Origin of the sequence: Halomonas aestuarii, assembly GCF_001886615.1 — a bacterium.
In the GTDB taxonomy this organism is placed as follows: domain Bacteria; phylum Pseudomonadota; class Gammaproteobacteria; order Pseudomonadales; family Halomonadaceae; genus Halomonas; species Halomonas aestuarii.
In genome coordinates this window covers 2,905,113-2,925,336 of the sequence record NZ_CP018139.1, presented here as the reverse complement: position 1 = coordinate 2,925,336, position 20,224 = coordinate 2,905,113, and the positions used below count along the sequence as shown (strand labels likewise).

The 20,224-nt window shown below is 68.6% G+C and carries 16 protein-coding genes; 2 read left to right on the top strand and 14 right to left on the bottom strand.

Translation table 11 applies throughout. The features are described from left to right. Window positions 1-51 precede the first annotated feature (51 nt). Complete coding sequence (locus tag BOX17_RS13610) at window positions 52-1,215, top strand: MFS transporter (protein WP_071945426.1); 1,164 nt, start codon at window positions 52-54, stop codon at window positions 1,213-1,215. Window positions 1,216-1,311: 96 nt separating this feature from the next. Here BOX17_RS13610 and BOX17_RS13605 read toward each other — a convergent pair whose 3' ends face one another. The 9 genes from BOX17_RS13605 to BOX17_RS13565 all read right to left on the bottom strand — a co-directional run bounded on the left by BOX17_RS13605 (window position 1,312) and on the right by BOX17_RS13565 (window position 10,921). Continuing rightward, a complete protein-coding gene (locus BOX17_RS13605; RefSeq protein ID WP_071945423.1) occupies window positions 1,312-1,626 on the bottom strand; it encodes a chaperone modulator CbpM in 315 nt (104 codons plus the stop codon). Then, the gene (locus BOX17_RS13600) at window positions 1,593-2,570 is read right to left on the bottom strand and encodes a DnaJ C-terminal domain-containing protein (protein WP_244272148.1); all 978 of its coding nucleotides are present in this window, start codon (window positions 2,568-2,570) and stop codon (window positions 1,593-1,595) included. The genes BOX17_RS13605 and BOX17_RS13600 overlap by 34 nt, the downstream gene beginning before the upstream one ends. Before the next feature lie 148 nt (window positions 2,571-2,718). Then, a complete protein-coding gene (arsJ, locus tag BOX17_RS13595; protein WP_071945421.1) occupies window positions 2,719-3,954 on the bottom strand; it encodes an organoarsenical effux MFS transporter ArsJ in 1,236 nt (411 codons plus the stop codon). Then, window positions 3,947-5,005 (bottom strand): ArsJ-associated glyceraldehyde-3-phosphate dehydrogenase, encoded by a 1,059-nt coding sequence (locus BOX17_RS13590; RefSeq protein WP_071945419.1) that lies wholly within the window; start codon window positions 5,003-5,005, stop codon window positions 3,947-3,949. The genes arsJ and BOX17_RS13590 overlap by 8 nt, the downstream gene beginning before the upstream one ends. A gap of 150 nt (window positions 5,006-5,155) precedes the next feature. After that, complete coding sequence (pstB, locus tag BOX17_RS13585) at window positions 5,156-5,980, bottom strand: phosphate ABC transporter ATP-binding protein PstB (RefSeq protein WP_083582171.1); 825 nt, start codon at window positions 5,978-5,980, stop codon at window positions 5,156-5,158. Between the two features lie 64 nt (window positions 5,981-6,044). Next, window positions 6,045-7,211, bottom strand: a complete 1,167-nt coding sequence (gene pstA / locus BOX17_RS13580) for a phosphate ABC transporter permease PstA (protein ID WP_071945415.1) — start codon at window positions 7,209-7,211, stop codon at window positions 6,045-6,047. 18 nt (window positions 7,212-7,229) lie between these two features. Continuing rightward, entirely contained in the window at window positions 7,230-8,486 is a 1,257-nt protein-coding gene (gene pstC / locus BOX17_RS13575; protein WP_071945412.1) for a phosphate ABC transporter permease subunit PstC, read from the bottom strand. Window positions 8,487-8,601: 115 nt separating this feature from the next. Further along, window positions 8,602-9,615: a PstS family phosphate ABC transporter substrate-binding protein gene (locus BOX17_RS13570; RefSeq protein WP_071945410.1), complete on the bottom strand. Its 1,014-nt coding sequence runs from the start codon at window positions 9,613-9,615 to the stop codon at window positions 8,602-8,604. Between the two features lie 70 nt (window positions 9,616-9,685). Beyond that, a complete protein-coding gene (locus BOX17_RS13565) occupies window positions 9,686-10,921 on the bottom strand; it encodes a Bcr/CflA family multidrug efflux MFS transporter (protein WP_071945408.1) in 1,236 nt (411 codons plus the stop codon). Between the two features lie 139 nt (window positions 10,922-11,060). On the opposite strand from BOX17_RS13565, the gene tal reads away from it, so the two are divergent. Beyond that, window positions 11,061-11,999, top strand: coding sequence for a transaldolase (gene tal / locus BOX17_RS13560; RefSeq protein ID WP_071945406.1), 939 nt, complete (start codon window positions 11,061-11,063; stop codon window positions 11,997-11,999). Window positions 12,000-12,083: 84 nt separating this feature from the next. On the opposite strand, the gene BOX17_RS13555 is transcribed toward tal, so the two are convergent. From BOX17_RS13555 to hrpA, 5 genes are read right to left on the bottom strand one after another with little or no spacing between them, the layout of a single operon-like run. Then, window positions 12,084-12,593 (bottom strand): STAS domain-containing protein, encoded by a 510-nt coding sequence (locus BOX17_RS13555; RefSeq protein ID WP_071945404.1) that lies wholly within the window; start codon window positions 12,591-12,593, stop codon window positions 12,084-12,086. Continuing rightward, entirely contained in the window at window positions 12,580-13,794 is a 1,215-nt protein-coding gene (locus BOX17_RS13550; RefSeq protein WP_071945402.1) for a PP2C family protein-serine/threonine phosphatase, read from the bottom strand. The genes BOX17_RS13555 and BOX17_RS13550 overlap by 14 nt, the downstream gene beginning before the upstream one ends. Before the next feature lie 12 nt (window positions 13,795-13,806). Next, complete coding sequence (locus tag BOX17_RS13545) at window positions 13,807-14,562, bottom strand: MlaA family lipoprotein (protein WP_244272146.1); 756 nt, start codon at window positions 14,560-14,562, stop codon at window positions 13,807-13,809. 49 nt (window positions 14,563-14,611) lie between these two features. After that, window positions 14,612-15,733: a beta-ketoacyl-ACP synthase III gene (locus BOX17_RS13540; protein WP_071945398.1), complete on the bottom strand. Its 1,122-nt coding sequence runs from the start codon at window positions 15,731-15,733 to the stop codon at window positions 14,612-14,614. After that, window positions 15,730-19,758, bottom strand: a complete 4,029-nt coding sequence (gene hrpA, locus BOX17_RS13535) for an ATP-dependent RNA helicase HrpA (protein ID WP_071945397.1) — start codon at window positions 19,756-19,758, stop codon at window positions 15,730-15,732. The genes BOX17_RS13540 and hrpA overlap by 4 nt, the downstream gene beginning before the upstream one ends. Window positions 19,759-20,224: the final 466 nt, after the last annotated feature.

Sequence of the window (20,224 nt, the reverse complement as noted above, 5' to 3'; positions counted from 1 at the left end):
ACAGGGAAGGTGGCGCTTGCCTTGCCGCGGAGCGACGGCGACCATGGCAGGATGACGACCTTCCTGCACCGCCACGCCCTGGCCTCGATCGTCCTGGCCCAGCTCTTCGGCACCTCGCTGTGGTTCTCCGTCAACGGCGTGGGGCTGTCGCTGTCCCGGGACCTGGGCTTCAGCGAGGCCGACCTCGGCCGGCTGACGCTCACCGTCCAGGCCGGCTTCATTCTCGGCACCCTGAGCATCGCCGCCAGCGGCCTGGCCGACCGCTTCCGGGCCAGCCGCATCTTCGCCGTCTCCTGCCTGCTCGGCGCCCTGCTCAACGCGGGCTTCGTGCTGGCGGCCGACGCGCCGGTCGCCAGCCTGCTCCTGCGGTTTGCCACCGGCCTCTGCCTGGCCGGCATCTACCCCCTGGGCATGAAGCTGGTGATCGGCTGGACGCCGACCCACAAGGGCGCGGCACTGGCCTGGCTGGTCGGCATGCTCACCCTGGGGACGGCCCTGCCCCACCTGCTGCGCGGCACGACCCTGGGCCTGCCCTGGGAGTGGACGCTGCTCGGGGCCTCGCTGCTCGCCCTGGCGGGTGGGGGGATCATCCACCTGCTCGGCGACGGCCCCCACCTGCCACCGCCCGCCGGGCCCACCCGGCTGCAGGAGGGGCTGGCGGGCCTGCGCGCGCCGCGCTTCCGGGCCGTGGCCGGCGGCTACTTCGGCCATTGCTGGGAGCTCTATGCCCTGTGGATGCTGACGCCCTTCCTGGTGGCCCGTGAACTCGGGCGCCTGGGAGCCCCGATGGACCTGGTGCCCTGGCTGTCGTTCGGCGTCATTGCCCTGGGGTTCCTGGGCTGCGTGGGGGGCGGCGAACTGAGTCGCCGGCTGGGCAGCCTGTGGGTCGCGCGGCGGGCCCTGGCCACCTCGGGGCTGATCTGTCTGGCCTACCCGCTGCTGTATGGGGCACCGCCCGGCCTGCTGCTCGTGCTGCTGGGCATCTGGGGGCTCACGGTGATCGCCGATTCGCCGCAGTTCTCGGCGCTGGCCGCCGCCACGGCCCCCCACGCCCGGGTCGGCTCCACCCTGGCGGTGATGAACGCCGTGGGCTTCGCCCTGACCATCCCGGCGATCTCGCTCACCACGAGCCTGTGGGCCGCCCAAGGGGGCTGGGTCCTGTGGTGGCTGCTGCCGGGGCCGATCCTCGGGCTCTGGGCGATGCGGCGCCTTTGATGGACCGACGCGCAGCCGGGGCCGCATCAGATGCCCATGACACCCTGCCACGCGGCGCCGGCCAGCAGGCCGAGCCCGCTCCACCGGGGAGCGGGACTAGTCATCGCTCAGCCCGGCGGCCCGAAGCCGCTCCTTGAGACGCTGGTTCTCCTCGATCAGGTCGGCCGCCAGGGCGGCGAGCTCGGGCGCTGCCTCGAAGTCACGTTCCAGCTGATACAGCCGCCGGGCCCGGGTCAGGTCGCGACTGGTGAAGCGCCAGCTCGCCACATAGGGCGAACCATCGGCCAGCAGGCCGCTCTCGATGCGTTCGACGACCCACTCGACCTCGACCGAACAGGCGCGCGCCAGTTCCTCGAGCGTCAGGGTCGCCTCGTCGATCAGCTCGCCGCTGGCGATACGCTGCTGTGCCATGGCCTAGCCTCCCCTCCGCTGGCGCGGATCGAAAGCGAGCTCCCGCGCCATGGTCTCATAGAGCTCCCTCGCCCTGTCGGTATCGGCGGGGGCAGCACCACCTCGAGCTCCACGTAGAGATCGCCCGGCTCGGGCCCCGGAATCCCCCGCCCCTTCAGGCGCAAACGGCGCCCGGACTGTGAGCCGGCGGGCACCTTCACCTTCACCATCCCCGACGGCGTCGGCGTCTCGATGCTGGCGCCCAGGGCGGCCTCCCAGGGCGTGACAGGCACGCGTTGATGCACGTCACGTCCCTCGACCCGATAGCGCGGATCCGGGGTGAAGTGGATCTCCAGAAAGAGGTCTCCCGCCGGCCCCCCTCCCATGCCGGGGCCACCCTGGCCGGAGAGACGGATATGCTGGCCCGCCTTCACCCCCTTGGGGATGCGCACATTGAGGGTGTGCTCTCGGGACAGCACGCGCCCCTGGGCGTCGACCCGGGGTACCTGCAGGGTGATCGCCCGGGTAGCGCCGTGGTAGGCATCCTCGAGATCGATGACGACCTTGGCATGACGATCCTCGCCACGCATCTGATAGCCGCGGCTCCCTCGCCCTGCCCGGCCGCCCTGGCCGAACAGGTTGGCGAAGAAGTCACTGAACTCGCCGAGGTCGGCCTCCTCGAAGCCTCCCCCGCTGAACTCGAACCCTGCATCCCAGTCCGGTGGCGGCTGGAAATCCTGGCCCGACCGATACTGCTGGCCTAGCTGATCATAGGCGAGACGCTTCTCGGGATCGGCAAGCACCGCCTTGGCCTCGTTGATTTCCTGCATGCGCAGCTCGGCTTCCGGCTCCTTGCTGACGTCGGGATGATACTTGCGCGCCAGCTTGCGATACGCCTTCTTGATCTCCTCGGTCGTCGCGGTCTTCTCCACCCCGAGAACCTGGTAGTAATCCTTGAATTCCACGTGAAAGAACTCCGGCGGGAGGCCTGTCGATCCGGGCAGGATGACCCCAGCGTCACTCCTGACAGGACATCGGCGATTGACTCAAGCCTAGTCGAAGATGACCGAAGGACGAGGCCAGACACCGCCACGCGTCCCCTCGCATGCGACGTCAGCGGGCAGGTGCCTCCCGCGGCAGCGCCAGGGCGAGGGCGGCACTCGCCGCCACCAGGGCCGCCGAGACCCACAGGCAGGCGGCGAGCCCCTGGCTCTGGTAGAGCCAGCCGGAGAGCAAGGTCCCGGCGAGGCGTCCCATGGCATTGGCCATGTAGTAGAAGCCGACGTCCATTGAGACCCCGTCGGCCCGCGCATAGTGGACGATCAGGTAGCTGTGCCAGCTGGAGTTGATGGCGAAGAGCACGCCGAAGGCCAGCAGCCCTGCCACCAGCCACCCGACCTGGGCCAGGGGCAGCAGCGCCAGCAGCGCCGGCAGGCCACACAGGGCCAGGGCCCAGGCCACCGTGACGCCCCGCGTTTCGCCCCGGACCCGGCCGGTGAGGCGCGGCGCCTGGCTCTGGACGCCACCGTAGCCGATCACCCAGAGCGCCAGCAGGCCGCCCACCGTCCAGTGGCTCCAGCCGTGCTGGTCATAGAGGAACACCGGCAGGGCCACCACGAACCAGACGTCCCGGGAGGCGAACAGGCACAGCCTGGCCGCCGAGAGCACGTTGACCGCCCGCGACGTGGAGAACACTTCCGAGAATCGGGGCTTGCGTGTCTGGCGGCCGAGGTCGGCCGTCAAGCGAACCAGGGAGAGGGCCAGCACCGCGAGGAGCATCAGCGCCATCCCGATCACCGCGCCGCGGAAGCCGACCAGGGTCAGCAGCAACCCGCCGAGGAAGAAACCGGCGCCCTTGAGCGCATTCTTGGAACCGGTGAGGAGCGCTACCCAGCGATAGAGCGCGCTGCCGGCACCGGGGCTGTCCTTCGGCACCAGCACCTTCACCGCGCTCTTGGCGCTCATCTTGTTGAGGTCCTTGGCGATGCCCGAGAGCGCCTGGGCCGCCATCACCCAGGGCACCGTCAGCGAGCCCGCGGGCACCGTCAGCATGGCCAGCGCCACGACCTGCAGGGCAAGCCCCGCGTTCATGGTGCGGTTGAGCCCCAGGCGCGCGCCCAGCCAGCCGCCCACCAGGTTGGTGACCACGCCGAAGGCCTCGTAGAAGAGGAACAGCAGCGCCACCTCCAGCGGCGAGTAGCCCAGCTGGTGGAAGTGGAGCACCACCAGCATGCGCAGGGCCCCGTCGGTGAGGGTGAAGGCCCAGTAGTTGGCGGTGATCAGCAGGTACTGGCGCACCTCGAAGGGCAGCGCCTTGAGGCGCGCGGCCAGCGGGCCGACCTCACCCATGGCCCACCCGCTCACGGCCCACCGGCTCACTCCCCACCTTCAGGGCCAGCTCGACGGTGCGGTTGGCGTAGCCCCACTCGTTGTCGTACCAGGCGTAGAGCTTGAGCTGGGTGCCGCCCACCACCAGCGTGGAGAGGGCGTCGATGATCGCGCTGCGCGGGTCGGTGCGGTAGTCGATGGAGACCAGCGGGCGTGCTTCATAACCGAGGATGCCGGCCAGTTCTCCCTCGGCGGCCGCCTCGAGCGCGGCGTTGACCTCCTCCACCGTCACCTCGCGCGCGAGCTCGAAGACCATGTCGGTGAGCGAGGCGTTGGCCAGGGGCACGCGGATGGCATGGCCGTTCAGCTTGCCCTCGAGCTCCGGGAAGATCGCCGTGATCGCCCTGGCCGAACCCGTGGTGGTGGGGATCAGGCTCATGCCGCAGGCCCGGGAGCGGCGCAGGTCGGGCCTGTCCGGCGAGCTCGGGGTATCGAGGATGACCTGGGTGTTGGTGATGTCGTGCACCGTGGTCATCGAGCCGTGGCGAATGCCGAAGGTCTCGTGGATCACCTTGACCACCGGCGCCAGGCAGTTGGTGGTGCAACTCGCCGCGGTGACGATGCGGTGCGCGGCCGGGTCGAAGCGATTGTCGTTGACGCCCATCACCACGTTCAGCACGCCCTCCTCCTTCACCGGCGCACTGACCACGACCCTCTCGACGCCCTGGTCCAGGTAGGCCTGAAGCGCTTCCCGCGTCTTCATGCTGCCGGAGCACTCGAGGGTCACCCGGCAGGCGGACCAGTCGCCGTCGCCCAGCGCCCGGTGGGCGCTGAAGGCGATGCGGTGGCCGTCGATCACCAGGGCGTCCTCCTCGGCCTGGATGCCCTGTCCCGGCGACCAGTGGCCGTGCACCGAGTCGAACTCCAGCAGGTGGGCGAAGGTGGCGGCATCGCCGCCCGGGTCATTGATGCGCACGACCTCGGCCTCCCCGGCCTCGACCCGGGGCCAGAGGCTGCGCAGGGCGAGGCGGCCGATGCGACCGAAGCCGTTGATGCCGATACGGACTGTCATGGTGTCTCCTCGAGGGGTCGGGGTGCCTTAAACATATGGAATTCCATATATATAAGCCCCCCGTGTCAATCCCGTGACCGACACGGCAACGGGGACGCCGCTGGCGTCCCCGTCGATCGCTCTGCTCTCGGGGCGGCCTCGCCCTCCGCCTCAGCCGTAGCGACCGGTGATGTAGTCTTCCGTCTTCTTGGTGTGGGGGTTGGAGAACATCGTCTTGGTGTCGTTGTACTCGATGATCTCGCCCAGGTGGAAGAAGGCGGTGTAATCGGCCACTCGCGCCGCCTGCTGCATGTTGTGGGTCACGGTGATGATGGTGAACTGCTGCTTGAGCTTGTCCATCAGGTCTTCGATGGTCGCCGTGGAGATCGGGTCCAGGGCCGAGGTCGGCTCATCCATCAGGATCACGTCGGGCTGCACGGCGATGGCCCGGGCGATGCACAGGCGCTGCTGCTGGCCACCGGAGAGCGAGGTGCCGGGCTGGTGCAGCTTGTCCTTGACCTCTTCCCAGAGGCCGGCATCCCGCAGGGCCCTTTCCACCAGCTCGTCCTGGTCCGTCTTGCGGCTCACCAGGTCGTGCATTCGCGGGGCGTAGGAGACGTTCTCGTAGATCGACTTGGGGAAGGGGTTGGGCTTCTGGAAGACCATCCCCACCCGGCGGCGCAGGGCCACCTCGTCCATCTTGGCGGCGTTGACGTCGCGACCGTCCATCTCCACCAGCCCCTCGAGACGGACATTGGGGATCAGGTCGTTCATGCGGTTGAGGCAGCGCAGGAAGGTCGACTTGCCACAGCCGGACGGCCCGATCAGCGCCGTGACGTTCTTCTGGAAGACATCGATGTCGATGCCCTTGAGCGCCTGGCTCTGGCCGTACCAGAGGTTGAGGTCGCGCACGCGGATGCTCAGCTCGTGGTGGGCATCCTCGTTGCGGGTCACCGGCTGACCGGGTTCGTGACGTGACCGTTGATCACCTGACATGGGCGCAATACTCCGCTCGGCAACTTGCATGTTCATCTGAGGATATCCTGTGTCGTGTCGGTGGCTACCAACGGCGCTCGAATTTCTTGCGCAGCACCACCGCCGTGGCATTCAGGCTGATCAGGACGGCCAGCAGCACGAGGATGCCCCCGGAGGTCTTCTCGATGAAGGCCCGGTCGGGCTCGCCTGCCCAGGTGAAGATCTGCGCGGGCAGCACGGTAGCGGCCTCGGTGAAGGAGGTGGTGACGTCCGGGATGAAGGCCACCATGCCGACGATGATCAGCGGGGCCGTCTCGCCCATGGCCTGGGCCAGGCCGATGATCGAGCCGGTCATGATCCCCGGCAGCGCCAGCGGCAACACGTGGTCGCGCACCACCTGCCAGCGCGAACAGCCCACCCCGAAGGCGGCGTGGCGAATCGACTCCGGCACGCTGCGCAGCGCCGTGCGGGTGGCGATGATGATCACCGGCAGGGTCATCAGCGCCAGCGTCAGGCCACCGACCAGCGGCGAGGAGCGCGGCACGCCGAAGAAGTTGATGAAGATCGCCAGGCCCAGCAGGCCGAAGAGGATCGAGGGGATCGCCGCCAGGTTGTTGATGTTGATCTCGATGGCCTGGGTGATGCGGTTGTCCGGGGCGAACTCCTCCAGGTAGACGGCGGTCATCACGCCGATCGGGAAGGACACCGCCAGGGTCACCAGCAGGGTCAGCAGCGTGCCCATGGCGGCGGACGCGATGCCGGTGAGCTCGGGCATCTTGGAGTCGCCGCTGGTGAAGAAGGTGGTGTTGAAGCGGAGCTCGGCACGCCCCTCCTCCACCAGCCGGTCGACCACGGCCCGATCGCCGGCCTTGAGCTTGCTGTGGTGGCCCTTGAGGTACTGGTCCACCTGGCCGTCGGCGAGCACCCACTCCATGCGCGTGGTGCCCAGCAGGTCGGGATCGTCTTCCATGCGCCCGGGGATCAGGCGCAGGTAGCCGCGGCTGACCAGCGGGCGGGCCTCCTCGTTCACGGCGGCCAGGGGGATCTGGCTGGCCTGCTCGCTATAGTCCACCTGGACCTGGATCTGGGCCTGCTGGAACGCCGGCATGCCCTTGACCAGCATGTCGGCGAAGAACAGCACCAGGAACAGGCCGGCCAGCCCCAGGGCGCCCATGGAGATCCACTTCAGGCGCGCCGACTTGCGATGGCGGCGCTTCAGCTGGGCGCTGATGTCGTCGAAGGATTGACTCATCGGAACATGTCCTCGGCGTTACAGGTTGTTGACCCGGTACTTCTCGCGGAAACGGCGAATCATGATCACCGAGACCAGGTTCAGGCTCAGGGTCACCACGAAGAGCACCAGGCCCAGCGCGAAGGCGGAAAGGGTCTCGGCGCTGGCGAACTCCTGGTCGCCGGTCAGGGCGGCCACGATGCGCACCGTCACGGTGGTCATGTCTTCCAGCGGGTTGGCGGTAAGATTGGGCCGCATGCCGGCGGCCATCACCACGATCATGGTCTCGCCCAGCGCCCGGGAGACCGCCAGCAGCGAGGCGGAGATGATCCCAGGCAGTGCCGCGGGAATGACCACGTCGCGGATCGTCTCGCCCTTGGTCATGCCCAGCGCCAGCGAGCCCTGGCGCATGCTGTCGGGGACCGAGGTGATCACGTCGTCGGAGAGCGACGAGATGAAGGGGATGATCATGATGCCCATGACGATGCCGGGGGCGAGGGCGTTGTTGAAGGAGGCATCGAGCCCGAAGAAGCCGGCCACGCTGACGATGATCGGCGCCACGGTGATGGCGGCGAAGAAACCGTACACCACGGTGGGAATGCCGGCCAGCACCTCGAGCACCGGTTTGGCGAGGGTGCGCACGCGCTGGGGGGCGAACTCGGCCATGTAGATGGCCGCCAGCAGGCCGATGGGAATCGCCACCAGCATCGCCACCGCGGTGATCATGAAGGTACCGGCGAACAGCGGCACCGAGCCGAACTGGGCGGCGCTGCCCCCCTCGTCCGCACGCCCGGCGGCCTCGAGGAAGCTGGCGCCCGGATTCCAGGTCGTCCCGGTGATGAAGTCCCAGAAGTTCTGCATCTGGAAGAAGCGCAGGGCCTCGCCGATGATCGACACCAGGATGCCCAGGGTGGTGAAGATGGAGATCAGCGCGGCCCCCGCCAGCAGGAAGCGGATCACCCGCTCGATGGCCTGGCGGGCATGGAAGTCGGGGCGCACCATCAGCATGCCGATGGCCAGGCCAAGGCAGGCCACGACCAGGCTGCCGGCCAGCAGGTAGGGGGTGGGGATCTCGGCCCCGAGCAGCAGCATCAGGAAGCCGCCGACGGCACTCACCACCAGGGCGGGGCCTGCCGTGGCCAGCACGGTGAACCAGGCATACTGGTCGGGCTGGGCGTACATGGCCGTGCCGCCGGCCCGCACCCGGGTCGCCTTGGCACGCCCGAGGAAGAAGGCTATCAGACCCAGCAGCAGCAGGGCGCCGCCGAAGATGGCGATTATCTGGTTGGTCTGCATAGGAATCTCTCGAATGAATGCATACGCCGGCGGGCCGCGGACGGCCTTGCCTGACGAAACGTGAACCGGCCGGCAGCGTCTGGCTGCCGGCCGGGCGAGACAAGAGGGGCCAGCGTTATTTCAGGTCGGCCAGCTCGATCGTCTCGTGGCTCTCCACGACCTGACGCGCCTCCTCGCGCGTCTCCTGCGGCGCCGGAATGAGGCCAATGCCCTTCAGGTAGCCCAGGTCACCGATCATCATCTCGCTCATGAACATCTTGGCGTAGGCGTCCATGGCCGGCACCTCGTCGGCGTGCTGGTTCTTCACGTAGAAGAACAGCGAGCGCGATACCGGGTACTCACCGCTGCCGATGGCATCCGGCGTCGGCGCGACACCGTCGATGCTGGACCCGATCAAGGTGTCGGCATTTTCCTCGAGAAAAGAGTAGCCGAAGATGCCAAAGGCATCGGTATTCTCGGCCAGGCGCTGGACGATCAGGTTGTCGTTCTCGCCGGCATCGATGAAGGCGCCGTCGGTGCGGATGTCGGTGTAGCCCTCACCGCCGTAGGCCTCCATGTCCTCGGACGCGGCTTCCATCACCAGTTCCTCGAAGGCATCACGGGTGCCGGAGGTGGTGGGTGGGCCGTAGACGGCGATCTCACGCGCCGGCAGGGCGTCGTCGATCTCGCTCCACTGGGTGTAGGGGTTGTCGACCAGTTCGCCCTCCACCGGCACCTGGGCGGCGAGCGCCAGAAAGATCTGCTCGCGGGTGACGTCCATCGCCTCGTTGGTGCTGGACTGGGCGAAGGCGATGCCGTCGTAGCCAATGAAGGCCTCGGTGATGTCGGTGACGCCATTCTCGGCACAGCGCTCGAACTCGGAGGGCTTCATGCGACGCGAGGCGTTGGTGATGTCCACAGTGTCGTCACCCACGCCGTTGCAGAACAGGCGCAGACCACCACCGGAACCGGTGGACTCGATGACCGGCGTCGGGTAATCGGTGGTGGCACCGAACTCCTCGGCCACGTAGCTGGCGAACGGATAGACGGTGCTGGAGCCGACGATGCGGACCTGCTCGCGAGCCTGGGCAACACCGGTAACGCCGATGACGGCGGCAGCGATGACGGTGGTCTTGAGGATGCGATTCATGGAGCGATCTCCTGATTGGGGCAGTGAGCAACCTTCGCGACACACACGATGCCCCAGGAAAGTGACAGCTTCATGACACGTTGCGAGAAACCTCCGTCATCTCATCGCCTGACCGGTTCAGCGGGGTTCCGCCTGCGCGGCCCGCCAGCACTCGGAAGCCGATGTTGCCGAGGGTGGCGGCGACCAGCATGGTCAGCACCATCGGCCAGGCGCTGTCGACCTCGAAGGCCCCCACCAGCATCCCCGCGAGCGCCCCACTGGAGAACTGCAGGGTGCCCTGCAGGGCCGCGGCGGTGGCGCTCATGTGGTGGAAGTGATCCAGCAGCGAGGAGATGGCGTTGGGGGCCACCAGTCCGATGGTGCCGGCGAACAGCATGACCAGCGGGACCAACGTCCAGAGTGACGCCAGGCCGGTTGCCACCATCAGCACGAGCCCCGAGGTGGCCACCAGCTGGATGCCCAGCCCCAGACGCAGGTTCTGCTGGGGACTGCGACGGCGCAGCAGGCGGATGTTGAGACGGTTGGACGCCGCCATGGTGACCACGTTGGCGCCGAAGACGACGGGATAGAGCGCCGGCGACAGGCCGAAATGGTCCAGGTAGAGGAAGGGCGAGGCGGTGATGAAGGCGAACAGCCCGGCGAAGGACATCGAGGCCGCACAGATATAGCCCATGCCCTCGCGATGGCGCAGCACGCTGGCGTAGTTCGACAGGACCTGGCCGAAGGAGGCCGAGGGACGATCCGCGGCCCTTGTCTCGGGCAGCTGGGTCCCCATCAGCCAGAACAGGAAGGCGGCGTAGACCGCCAGGAAGACGAAGATCAGCCACCAGTCGGCGAGATAGAGCAGACCGCTGCCCACCGCCGGGGCCGCCAGTGGCGCCAGCATCATGATCATCGCCATGGTCGACATGACCTTGGCCGCCTCGCGACCCTGGAAGCAGTCGCGCACGATGGCGGCGGAGTTGACCACGCAGGCGCCGCCGCCGAGAGCCTGCAGGAACCGCCAGGCCAACAGTTCGGGCAGCGTGTCCACCGTGGTGATGGCCAGGCTCGTCACCATGAAGGCCACCAGCCCGCCGAGCAGCACCGGCTTGCGCCCCACGCGGTCGGAAAGCGGCCCGAACAGCAGCTGGCCGAGGGCGAAACCGGCCAGGAAGGCGCTGAGCGACATCTCGGTGTGATGGATGCTGGCGCCGACCGAGTCCGCCAGCGCCGCCATGGCGGGCAGGTAGGCATCGATGGCGAAGGGGGCCAGGGCCGTGTTGGCGGCGACCAGCAGGGCCACGCGTCGCGAGTTCAGGGTCAAGGCGCCTCCCCACGGAGTCTGTGAAGAAAAAGATAGAGGGCTAATGATAACCGAAAACCCGACCAGTGGCCCGACCGCCTATATTCACCCATCCTGCCTTGCTAAAGTGAACGCCACGACAACCGGAGGGACCCTCACCATGGCAGACGACCTGCTTTCACAACTCAAGGCCATGACCACCGTGGTGGCCGATACCGGCGACCTCGAGGCGATCCGACGCTTCTCGCCCACCGACGCCACGACCAACCCGTCGCTGATCCTGCAGGCGGCCCAGCACGAGGCACGCCGGGCACGGCTGGCCGAGATCGCCCGCCATGCCACCGACATCGACGATGCCCTCGACACCGTGGCCGTGGAGATCGGCAGCGAGATCAGTGAACTCGTCCCGGGGTACGTGTCCACCGAGGTCAGCGCGCGCCTCTCCTTCGACACCGACGCCACCCTGGCCCGGGCCCGCTCGCTGGTCGAGCGCTACGCTCGCCATGGGGTCGGCCCCGAGCGGATCCTGGTCAAGGTCGCGGCGACCTGGGAAGGGATTCGCGCCGCCCGGATCCTGGAGCGCGAAGGCATCCACACCAACCTCACCCTGCTGTTCAGCTTCGCCCAGGCCCAGGCCTGTGCCGATGCCGGCGTCACCCTTGTGTCGCCCTTCGTCGGGCGGATCCTCGACTGGCACAAGGCCCAGGACCCCGAGGCCGACTTCGCCGGCGACCGCGACCCGGGCGTGCAGTCGGTCAGGCGCATCTACGAACACTTCAAGGGCCACGGCTACGAGACCATCGTGATGGGCGCCAGCTTCCGCAATGCCGGGGAGATCATCGCCCTGGCGGGATGCGACCGCCTGACCATCTCCCCCCAGTTGCTGGAGGAGCTGGCCGGCACCACCGGCCCGCTGGAGCGTCGCCTCAAGCCGCTGGATGCCGAGACCCGGGCGCCGGAACCGCTGGACGAGGCCGAGTTCCGCTGGGCGATGAACGAGGACGCCATGGCCACCGAGAAGCTGGCCGAGGGCATCCGCAAGTTCATGGCCGACCAGCGCAAGCTGGAGACGCTGCTGGGAGAACTCAGGAAGGGATGACCGCCCGTGGCGGCCGGTGACCTCGCCGCAGGCGGCGAGAGGAAGAACGGCCGCGACCGACCGGGCAGGTTCAGGAAGCGGACCCTAGGAGCCGTGGGAGGCGGCCTGCTGGGCCTCAAGCATCTCCACCAGCGGCTGGAATTCCTCGCGATTATGCTCGTTGAGGCGCATCAGGATGCGATGCGCCTCGAGCACCCGCTGGCGGGTCTCCTCCACGTCGGTGGGGATCGTGGGAAGGTCGCAGAGCTCGCGGGCCTCGGTGATCGGTGCCTCCACCAGGGTGAAGATGCGCGAGAACCCCATGACGTCCAGCATCCGCAGGACATCGGGGTTGTCGGCGATGATGGTCGGGCGCTCGCTGACCCGCCCCTGCACCGCCATGGCCACCTTGGCGAGAAACCCCAGCGCGGTGGAATCCACGTTGGTGGTATCCCGCAGGTCGATGATCAACGTCTCGAGCCCCGGCGTCTCGGCGAGCTGTCGGGCCTGGCGGTCCAGGGTGGCGCAGAGCGTCAGGCGAACGTCGCCACACAGCTTGAGGACGAAGACCCCCGAGTCGAACGCCGCCTTGATGCGACCTTCATGGTTTATCATTGCCGAATCCGCTCAACTTCATGATCGTCAGGTCGTCTGGCAGTTCCTCGTGACCCGGGGCGCTCTGGGCGACGACTTCATCATCATCCGCCAGGTGCTCCAGCGCAAGGCTGCCACGTAGATCCTCCAGCGTCTCGCTGGCCAGGACCCGCCGCTCAAGTTCCTTGAGCCGCCCATCCAGCGTATCCCCCGGCAGGCACTCCAGTATGCCATCCGAACAGAGCCACAGCCCGAACTCCGCCGGCAGCGGACAGCCCAGGCTCGGGTAGTCGACATCGGGGAAGAGTCCGACCGGCATGCCCTCGCCGGGCAGCGCCTGCACCTCGCCCTCGGCCACCAGGAGGGGCATGGGCAGCTGGGCGCCGAGGGAATAGTGGAGATAACGACGCTGATGGTCAATGACCCCCACGAACAGGGTCGCATGCTTGCCGATGCCGGCATCCAGCAGCTCGCGATTGAGCGCCGCCAGCCAGCGGGCCGCCAGGCGCTCGGGGTGCCGGCCGTCCCACTCCTGCTGCCAGCGATTGGAGAGGTACTTCAGCAGCACGGTGACGAAGGCCGAGGACGCCCCGTGGCCGGAGACGTCGGCGAAATAGAAGAGGCTGTAGCGCTCATCGAAGCGCTGGAAGTCGAGGAAGTCCCCGGAAAGATACAGCGAGGGGGCCAGCCAGTAGTCGAAGGTCACGCCGCCCACGCTCTGCGGGCGCGGCGGCAGGAGCTTGCGCTGGATCTGCCCCCCGGCCTGCTGGTCGAGGCGCAGCATCGCGAGATGGGTTTCCAGGCTCTCGTTGAGTTCCTCGAGGTTCTCGTTGAGGTGGGCCAGCCGTTCCCGGTCGCGCTCGCGCTCCGCGGCCAGCCGATGCACCTCGATGGCCTTGCCGATCATGCGCCGCAGCAGCGGCCCGTGGCGCAGCGGATCGATGATGTAATCCACCAGACCCGCATCCACAGCCCTCAGCAGTTCGGCGTCCTGGCGCTCGTCGCTGACCACCAGGGTCGGCACCGAGGCGGCCAGTCGCTCCCAGTCGCCATGGGACACCGCGCGCGCATGGGCCACGATCAGCGCCGTTCCCGGCGGCAACTCCTCCACGCCATCGGCGGCATACACCGCCAGGCCGTCACGGGCGATGGTCTGGGCCAGGGCGTCACGCTCGGGCCCCGGCACATCGATCACCCCGATCAGTTGCTTGGCTGATGACATGCTGTCAGGGCCTCATTCGGCGAAGGCGTCGTCGAAGTCCGCATCATCGAATTCGAAGTCGTCGCTGGCGAAGGGGTCCGCGCCCATCTCGCCATCCTGGACCTCGAAGCGACGCTGCTGCAGCCAGGTATCGCGGATGAAGCTGTAACGGTCGCCGCTGATCAGCGCCTCCTGGTCGAGCAGCCCCGCCCGGGCATCGATCACCCGGAGGGCGGTGAGGCTGACACGCACCTTGTCCTCCTCGATGTAGGTGGTCGGGTAGGTATACATGTCCGCCGGCAGGCCCGCGGTATCGCGCACCGTGCTCGGGCCGAGCAGGGGCAGCACCAGGTAGGCGCCCTCCCCCACGCCCCAGGCGCCGAGCGTCTGGCCGAAGTCCTCCTCGCGACCGGTGATCTCCATCCGGGTGGCGATGTCGAACAGGCCACCGATGCCCAGTGTGCTGTTGATCAGGAAGCGACCGGTGGCCACGCTCGCGTTGGTGCCCTTGCCCTGCAGCAGGCTGTTCAGGGCGGTGCGGATCTCGCCGAGGTTGGAGAAGAAGTTGCCCACGCCGTTCTCCACCGGATCCGGCGTGATGAAACGGTAGCCCCGGGCGGCCGGCTTGAGCGCGTAGCGGTCGACCACGTCGTTGAAGGCGAACACCTTGCGGTTGAAGCCCTCCCAGGGATCGTCCGGATGACGCTCCCGCATCTCGCCGCTGCTGGCACAGCCCGCCATCACCCCCAGCGACAGCAGCAGGGCACCACGCCCCGCCCACTTCGTCATACGTCGTTTCATCGGCACGATCGCCTCCCTGCGGATACTGTCATGACGCTCATTGGCGACGCACCACCACACTGCCGGCACTGTAGCCCGCGCCGAAGGAACAGACCACCCCCAGCGCGCCGGGCGCCAGGTCGTGCCGGTGCAGGTGAAAGGCAATGATCGAGCCCGCGGAGCTGGTGTTGGCGTAGCGATCGAGGATGATCGGCGCCTGATCGGGGTCCGGATCATGCCCCAGCACGCGCCGGGCGATGAGGTCATTCATGTGACGGTTGGCCTGGTGCAGCCAGAGCCGCGAGAGGTCGGCGCCGATCAGCTCGAGGCTCGCCAGGTGATCGGTGATCAGCGCCGCCACCAGCGGACAGACCTCCTTGAAGACCCGCCGCCCCTCCTGGACGAAGAGCTTGTCGATGGCCTGGGGATCGCTGTCGGTGACCCGGTTGAGGAAGCCGGCATTGTTGCGGATGGCGTTGGAGAAACGGGTCACGAGCCGCGTGCCGAGGATCTCGAAGCGCTCTTCGGCGGCGGCCACCTCCTCGCTCTCCAGCACGATGGCGGTGCAGGCATCCCCGAAGATGAAGTGGCTGTCGCGGTCCCGGAAGTTGAGGTGCGCCGAGCAGATCTCCGGGTCGACCACCAGCGCGCGCCGGACGCTGCCCGCGCGGATGGCGTTGGCGGCAGTCTCGATGGCGAAGGTCGCCGAGCTGCAGGCGACGTTCATGTCGAAGGCATAGCCACCCGCGCCCAGCGCCGCCTGGAGCTCCACCGCCACCGCCGGATAGGGCCGCTCCAGGTTGGAACAGGCCACGATCACCAGCTCGATCTGCTCGGCGGCGACGCCCGCGGCCTCCAGCGCCTGATTCGCCGCGGCCAGCCCCATCTCGCACTGGATGGAGGGCGCATCGTTGACGCGCTCCGGCAGCCGGGGACGCATGCGCTCGGGGTCGAGGATCCCCTCGGCATCCAGCACATAGCGGCTGTGGATGCCCGAGGCCTTGACGATGAACTCGGTACTGGAGTGCGCAAGCGGCTCCCGCTCCCCGGCGGCGATGGCCTCGGCATGGCGCGCGTTCTCGGCATCCACCCAGGCATTGAACGAGGCCACCAGGGCCGCGTTGTCGATGGTGTGCTCCGGGGTGTAGAGCCCCGTGCCGGTGATCACTACCTGGCTCATGCCGTCCTCCCTGTGAGTTCTGCCCAGCGTTTCTCGAGGCGTTTGGCGGAGACCGGAAACTTCGTGCCCAGCTGCTGGGCGAAGAGGGAGACCCTGAGTTCCTCGATCCACCAGCCGAATTCCACCAGGGCCGGGTCCTCCACCCCGCCGCGCCGTTCGCTCTCGCGACGGGCCGCCAGGCGCGCCTCGAAGTCCTGGACCTCCTGCATCTGCATCTGGTCGCGCATGCGCTCCCGCGGCGCCTTCTCCAGGCGAATCAGGGCCGCTTCCATGTAGCGGGGATACTCCTCGAGCCACTCGCCGGCCTCGCTGACGAAGCCGGGGTGCACGAGGCGCTGCATCTGGGCCTTGAGGTCACTGTACACCAGCGCCAGCGCCAGGTTCAGGTTGCCCTTCAGCGCCTTGGTCACGGCCAGGTGACCCTTGAGCGCCTGCTCCAGGGTCGCCACCAGGGCCTCGGCCCGGGGCAGCAGATCGTCGCGGGTGGCCTCGAGCCTCGCCTGGAGCTCGTCGCGGGAGCGCGGCAGCGGGTCGGTGGCCATCACCTGGCGAAAGACCGCCGCCACCACGTCCTCGACCAGCACCCGCTTGCCGCCCACCTTGGCGAACAGCAGCGCGCAGGTCGACAGCCCCTTCAGCCGCTCGATGGCCCGTGCCTGCTCGGGCAGCTGGTCCATGGCGGCCTGCACCACGCCCGCGCGATGGGCCTCGCGGGCCTTGTCGGGATGGTCGAACAGCTCGACCCGGAAGGCCTCCCTGTCCGGCACCAGGGCGGGATAGGCCTCCACCCGGATACCGGCCTGGGTGGTGACCCGGGACTCGGGCAGCGGCGTCTCGGGCAGGGCCTCGAGCTCGCCCTCGTCGCTGGCCTGGACGGCCAGGGCCCGGGCGCCCTCGCCCGCGGCCGCCTCGAAGCGGCGCTCCAGTTCGCGGGCATCACGGCCCTGGCCCAGGGTCTCGCCCTGATGGTCCACCACCCGCAGGTTCATCACCAGGTGGGGCTCGAGGGAGTCGGTGCGCCAGTCGTCGGGATGGAGGCGGACGCCGGCCTTGCGGCGCAGGAATTCCCCCAGCGCCTCGGTGAGGGGGATGTCGTCCGGCGTCATGGCCTCCAGGGCGGCGTCCACCCAGTCGGGAATCGGCACCACCTGGCGCCGGACCGCCTTGGGCAGCGACTTCATCAGGGCGATGCACTTCTCGCGCAGCAGGCCCGGCACCAGCCACTCCAGCCGGGCCAGGGGCAGCTGGGGCAGCATGGCAGCCGGCACGGTGAGCGTCACGCCGTCATCGGGGGCGCCGGGCTCGAAGTGGTAGGCAAGCGGGTAGCGCACCCCGTTCAGCGTGAGCTCGTCCGGATAGTCGGCCTGGGTGACCTCGCCGGCCTCCCGAGCCAGCAGGGCCGAGCGGTCGAACTTGAGGATGTCGGGGTTCTCGACCTCGGCCTTCCTGCGCCAGGCCTCGAAGCCCTTGCCGTTGACGATATCGGCGGGGAGCCGCTCGTCGTAGAAGGCGAAGAGGGTCTCCTCGTCGACCAGGATGTCCCGCTTGCGGGCACGGTCCTCGAGGTCCTCGACCTCCTCCACCAGCGCGCGATTGTGGGCGAAGAAGTCGCCGCGGGTCCTGAATTCGCCCTCGACCAGCGCGCGCCGGATGAACAGCTCCCGGGACAGCACCGGATCGATCGGGCCGAAGTTGACCTTGCGCCCCGTGACGATGGGCAGGCCGAACAGGGTGACCTGCTCCGTCGCCACGACCTGGGCGCGCTTCATCTCCCAGTGGGGCTCGGCATGGGAGCGCTTCACCAGGTGGCCGGCCACCGGCTCGATCCACTGGGGCTCGATCCGGGCGACGGTGCGGGCGAAGAGCTTGGTCGTCTCCACCAGCTCGAACGCCATCACCCACTTGGGCGACTTCTTGGCGAGCCCCGAGCCCGGATGGACCAGGAACTTGCGGTTGCGCGCCCCCAGGTACTCGCGCTGCTCGGTGAGCAGGCCGAGATTAGAGAGCAGCCCGGTGAGCAGCGCCTTGTGCAGGGTCACGGCGTGCTCCCGGCGGGCCTGCCGACGGGCCTTGTCGTCCTCGTGCGGGCCCTGGATCGGGCTCGGGGCCGGCGGCGGAACCTCGATGTCCATGTCGCGCAGCAGCTGGCGCAGCTGGCGGAAGGTGTCGTGCCACTCGCGCAGGCGCAGGTAGTTCAGGTAGTGATCCTTGCACCAGCGGCGCAGCCGGTTGCCGGAGAGCTCCTCCCGGGCGGCCTCGAAGCCGTGCCAGAGGTTGAGCAGGGCCACGAAGTCGGACTCCGGGTCGTGCCAGCGGCGGTGGGCCTGGTCGGCGGCCTGGCGCTTGTCGGCCGGGCGGTCGCGGGGATCCTGGACCGCCAGGCCGGCGACCACGATCAGCACCTCGCGAAGCCCCCCCTGCTCGGCCCCGGCCAGCACCATGCGGGCCAGGCGCGGGTCGATGGGCAGCCGGGCCAGCTTGCGCCCCAGCGGGGTCAGGCGGTTGCCCGCGTCGACCGCGCCGAGCTCGAAGAGCAGCCGAAAGCCGTCGGTGATGAAGCGCGAATCCGGCGGGTCGACGAAGGGAAAGGCCTCGATGTCACCGAGCTTGAGCGACAGCATCGAGAGGATCACCGAGGCCAGGTTGGTGCGGCGGATCTCGGGGTCGGTGAATGCGGGCCGGGCGAGGAAGTCCTCCTCCTCGTAAAGACGGATGCAGACGCCTTCGGCCACGCGACCGCAGCGCCCCTTGCGCTGGTCGGCGCTGGCCTGGCTGACCGGCTCGACCGGCAGGCGCTGGATCTTGGCCTTGTAGCTGTAGCGGCTGATGCGGACCAGCCCCGGGTCGATCACGTAGCGGATGCCCGGCACGGTCAGCGAGGTCTCCGCGACGTTGGTGGAGAGCACGATGCGCCGCCCCGCGTGGGGCGCGAAGACCCGGTTCTGCTCGGCGTTGGAGAGCCGCGCATAGAGTGGCAGGATCTCGGTGCCGCGCAGATCGGCCCGGCGCAGGGTGTCGGCGGTCTCGCGGATCTCCCGCTCGCCGGGCAGGAACACCAGGATGTCGCGCGGCCCGTGGAACCAGCGCTTCTCGCGCTCGACCTGCTCGATCTCCTCCACGGCATGGAGGATGCCCTCCTGCAGGGTGCGGTCCTCCTCGTCGTCGTCATGGCGCACCAGGGGCCGGTAACGCACCTCCACCGGGTAGGTCCGGCCGGAGACCTCCACCACCGGCGCCGGCCGATCCTGGCCCTGGGCATCCCGGTGGCCGAAGTGCGCCGCGAAGCGGTCGACGTCGATGGTCGCCGAGGTGATGATCACCTTGAGGTCGGGCCGCCGCGCGGTGAGACGCTTGAGGTAGCCGAGCAGGAAGTCGATGTTGAGGCTGCGCTCGTGGGCCTCGTCGATGATGATCGCCTCGTACCGCCGGAGGTCCGGATCGCGGCGCGTCTCGGCCAGCAGGATGCCGTCGGTCATCAGCTTGACGAGGGTGTCGTCGCTGCTCTGGTCGGTGAAGCGCACCTGGTAGCCGACCTGGTCGCCCAGCGGGGCCTCGAGCTCCTCGGCCAGGCGCGTGGCCACCGACCGGGCCGCCAGGCGGCGCGGCTGGGTGTGGCCGATCAGGCCGCGACGCCCGAGGCCCAGCTCCAGGCAGAGCTTGGGCAACTGGGTGGTCTTGCCCGAGCCGGTCTCGCCGGCGACCACCACCACCTGGTGCTCCTTCAGGGCCGCGAGGATATCCTCGCGGCGCTCGGCCACCGGCAGCGACGTCGGGTACTCGAGCGTGACCGGCCGAGACCTGCGTCGCTCCACCAGCTGTCGCGAGCGCTCGAGCGAGTGGCGGACCTCGGCGAGGCCCCGGTCCACGGGCTTGCCCTCCTTCAGCCGACGGCGCAGGCCGCGCAGTCGCTTCTCGAGGGGGGCGACGTCGCGCAGCAGGACGTCATCGAGGGCACGGGTCAGGGCATCAAGCTCGGCGGCATCCTCGGCCTGGGCGGCGGGGGCCTGGCGGGTCTCGGTGGTCACGGTATCGACGGTCGGCTCCGGGTCACGGTCGGCATAAGATGGCCCGCGCGGGAGTCCCGACGCGGGCCCTGCATTGTAACGCCGAGGCCGTGACCGCGCCTAATCGTCGCCATCAGCCACGGCGGGGGCAGCGCGTGCTGCCGGGATCATTGCCCAAGGCGTTCATGCCCGTCGTCACGCAGCTGGCGGCGCAGGACCTTGCTGAACGTGTCAGCGTCTTGGGCAGCGCGGGCTGCCGGGATCATTGTCCAAGGCGTTCCTGCCCATCGTCACGCAGCTGGCGGCGCAGGACCTTGCTGAACGTGTCAGCGTCTTGGGCAGCGCGGGCTGCCGGGATCATTGTCCAAGGCGTTCCTGCCCATCGTCACGCAGCTGGCGGCGCAGGACCTTGCTGAACGTGTCAGCGTCTTGGGCAGCGCGGGCTGCCGGGATCATTGTCCAAGGCGTTCCTGCCCGTCGTCACTCA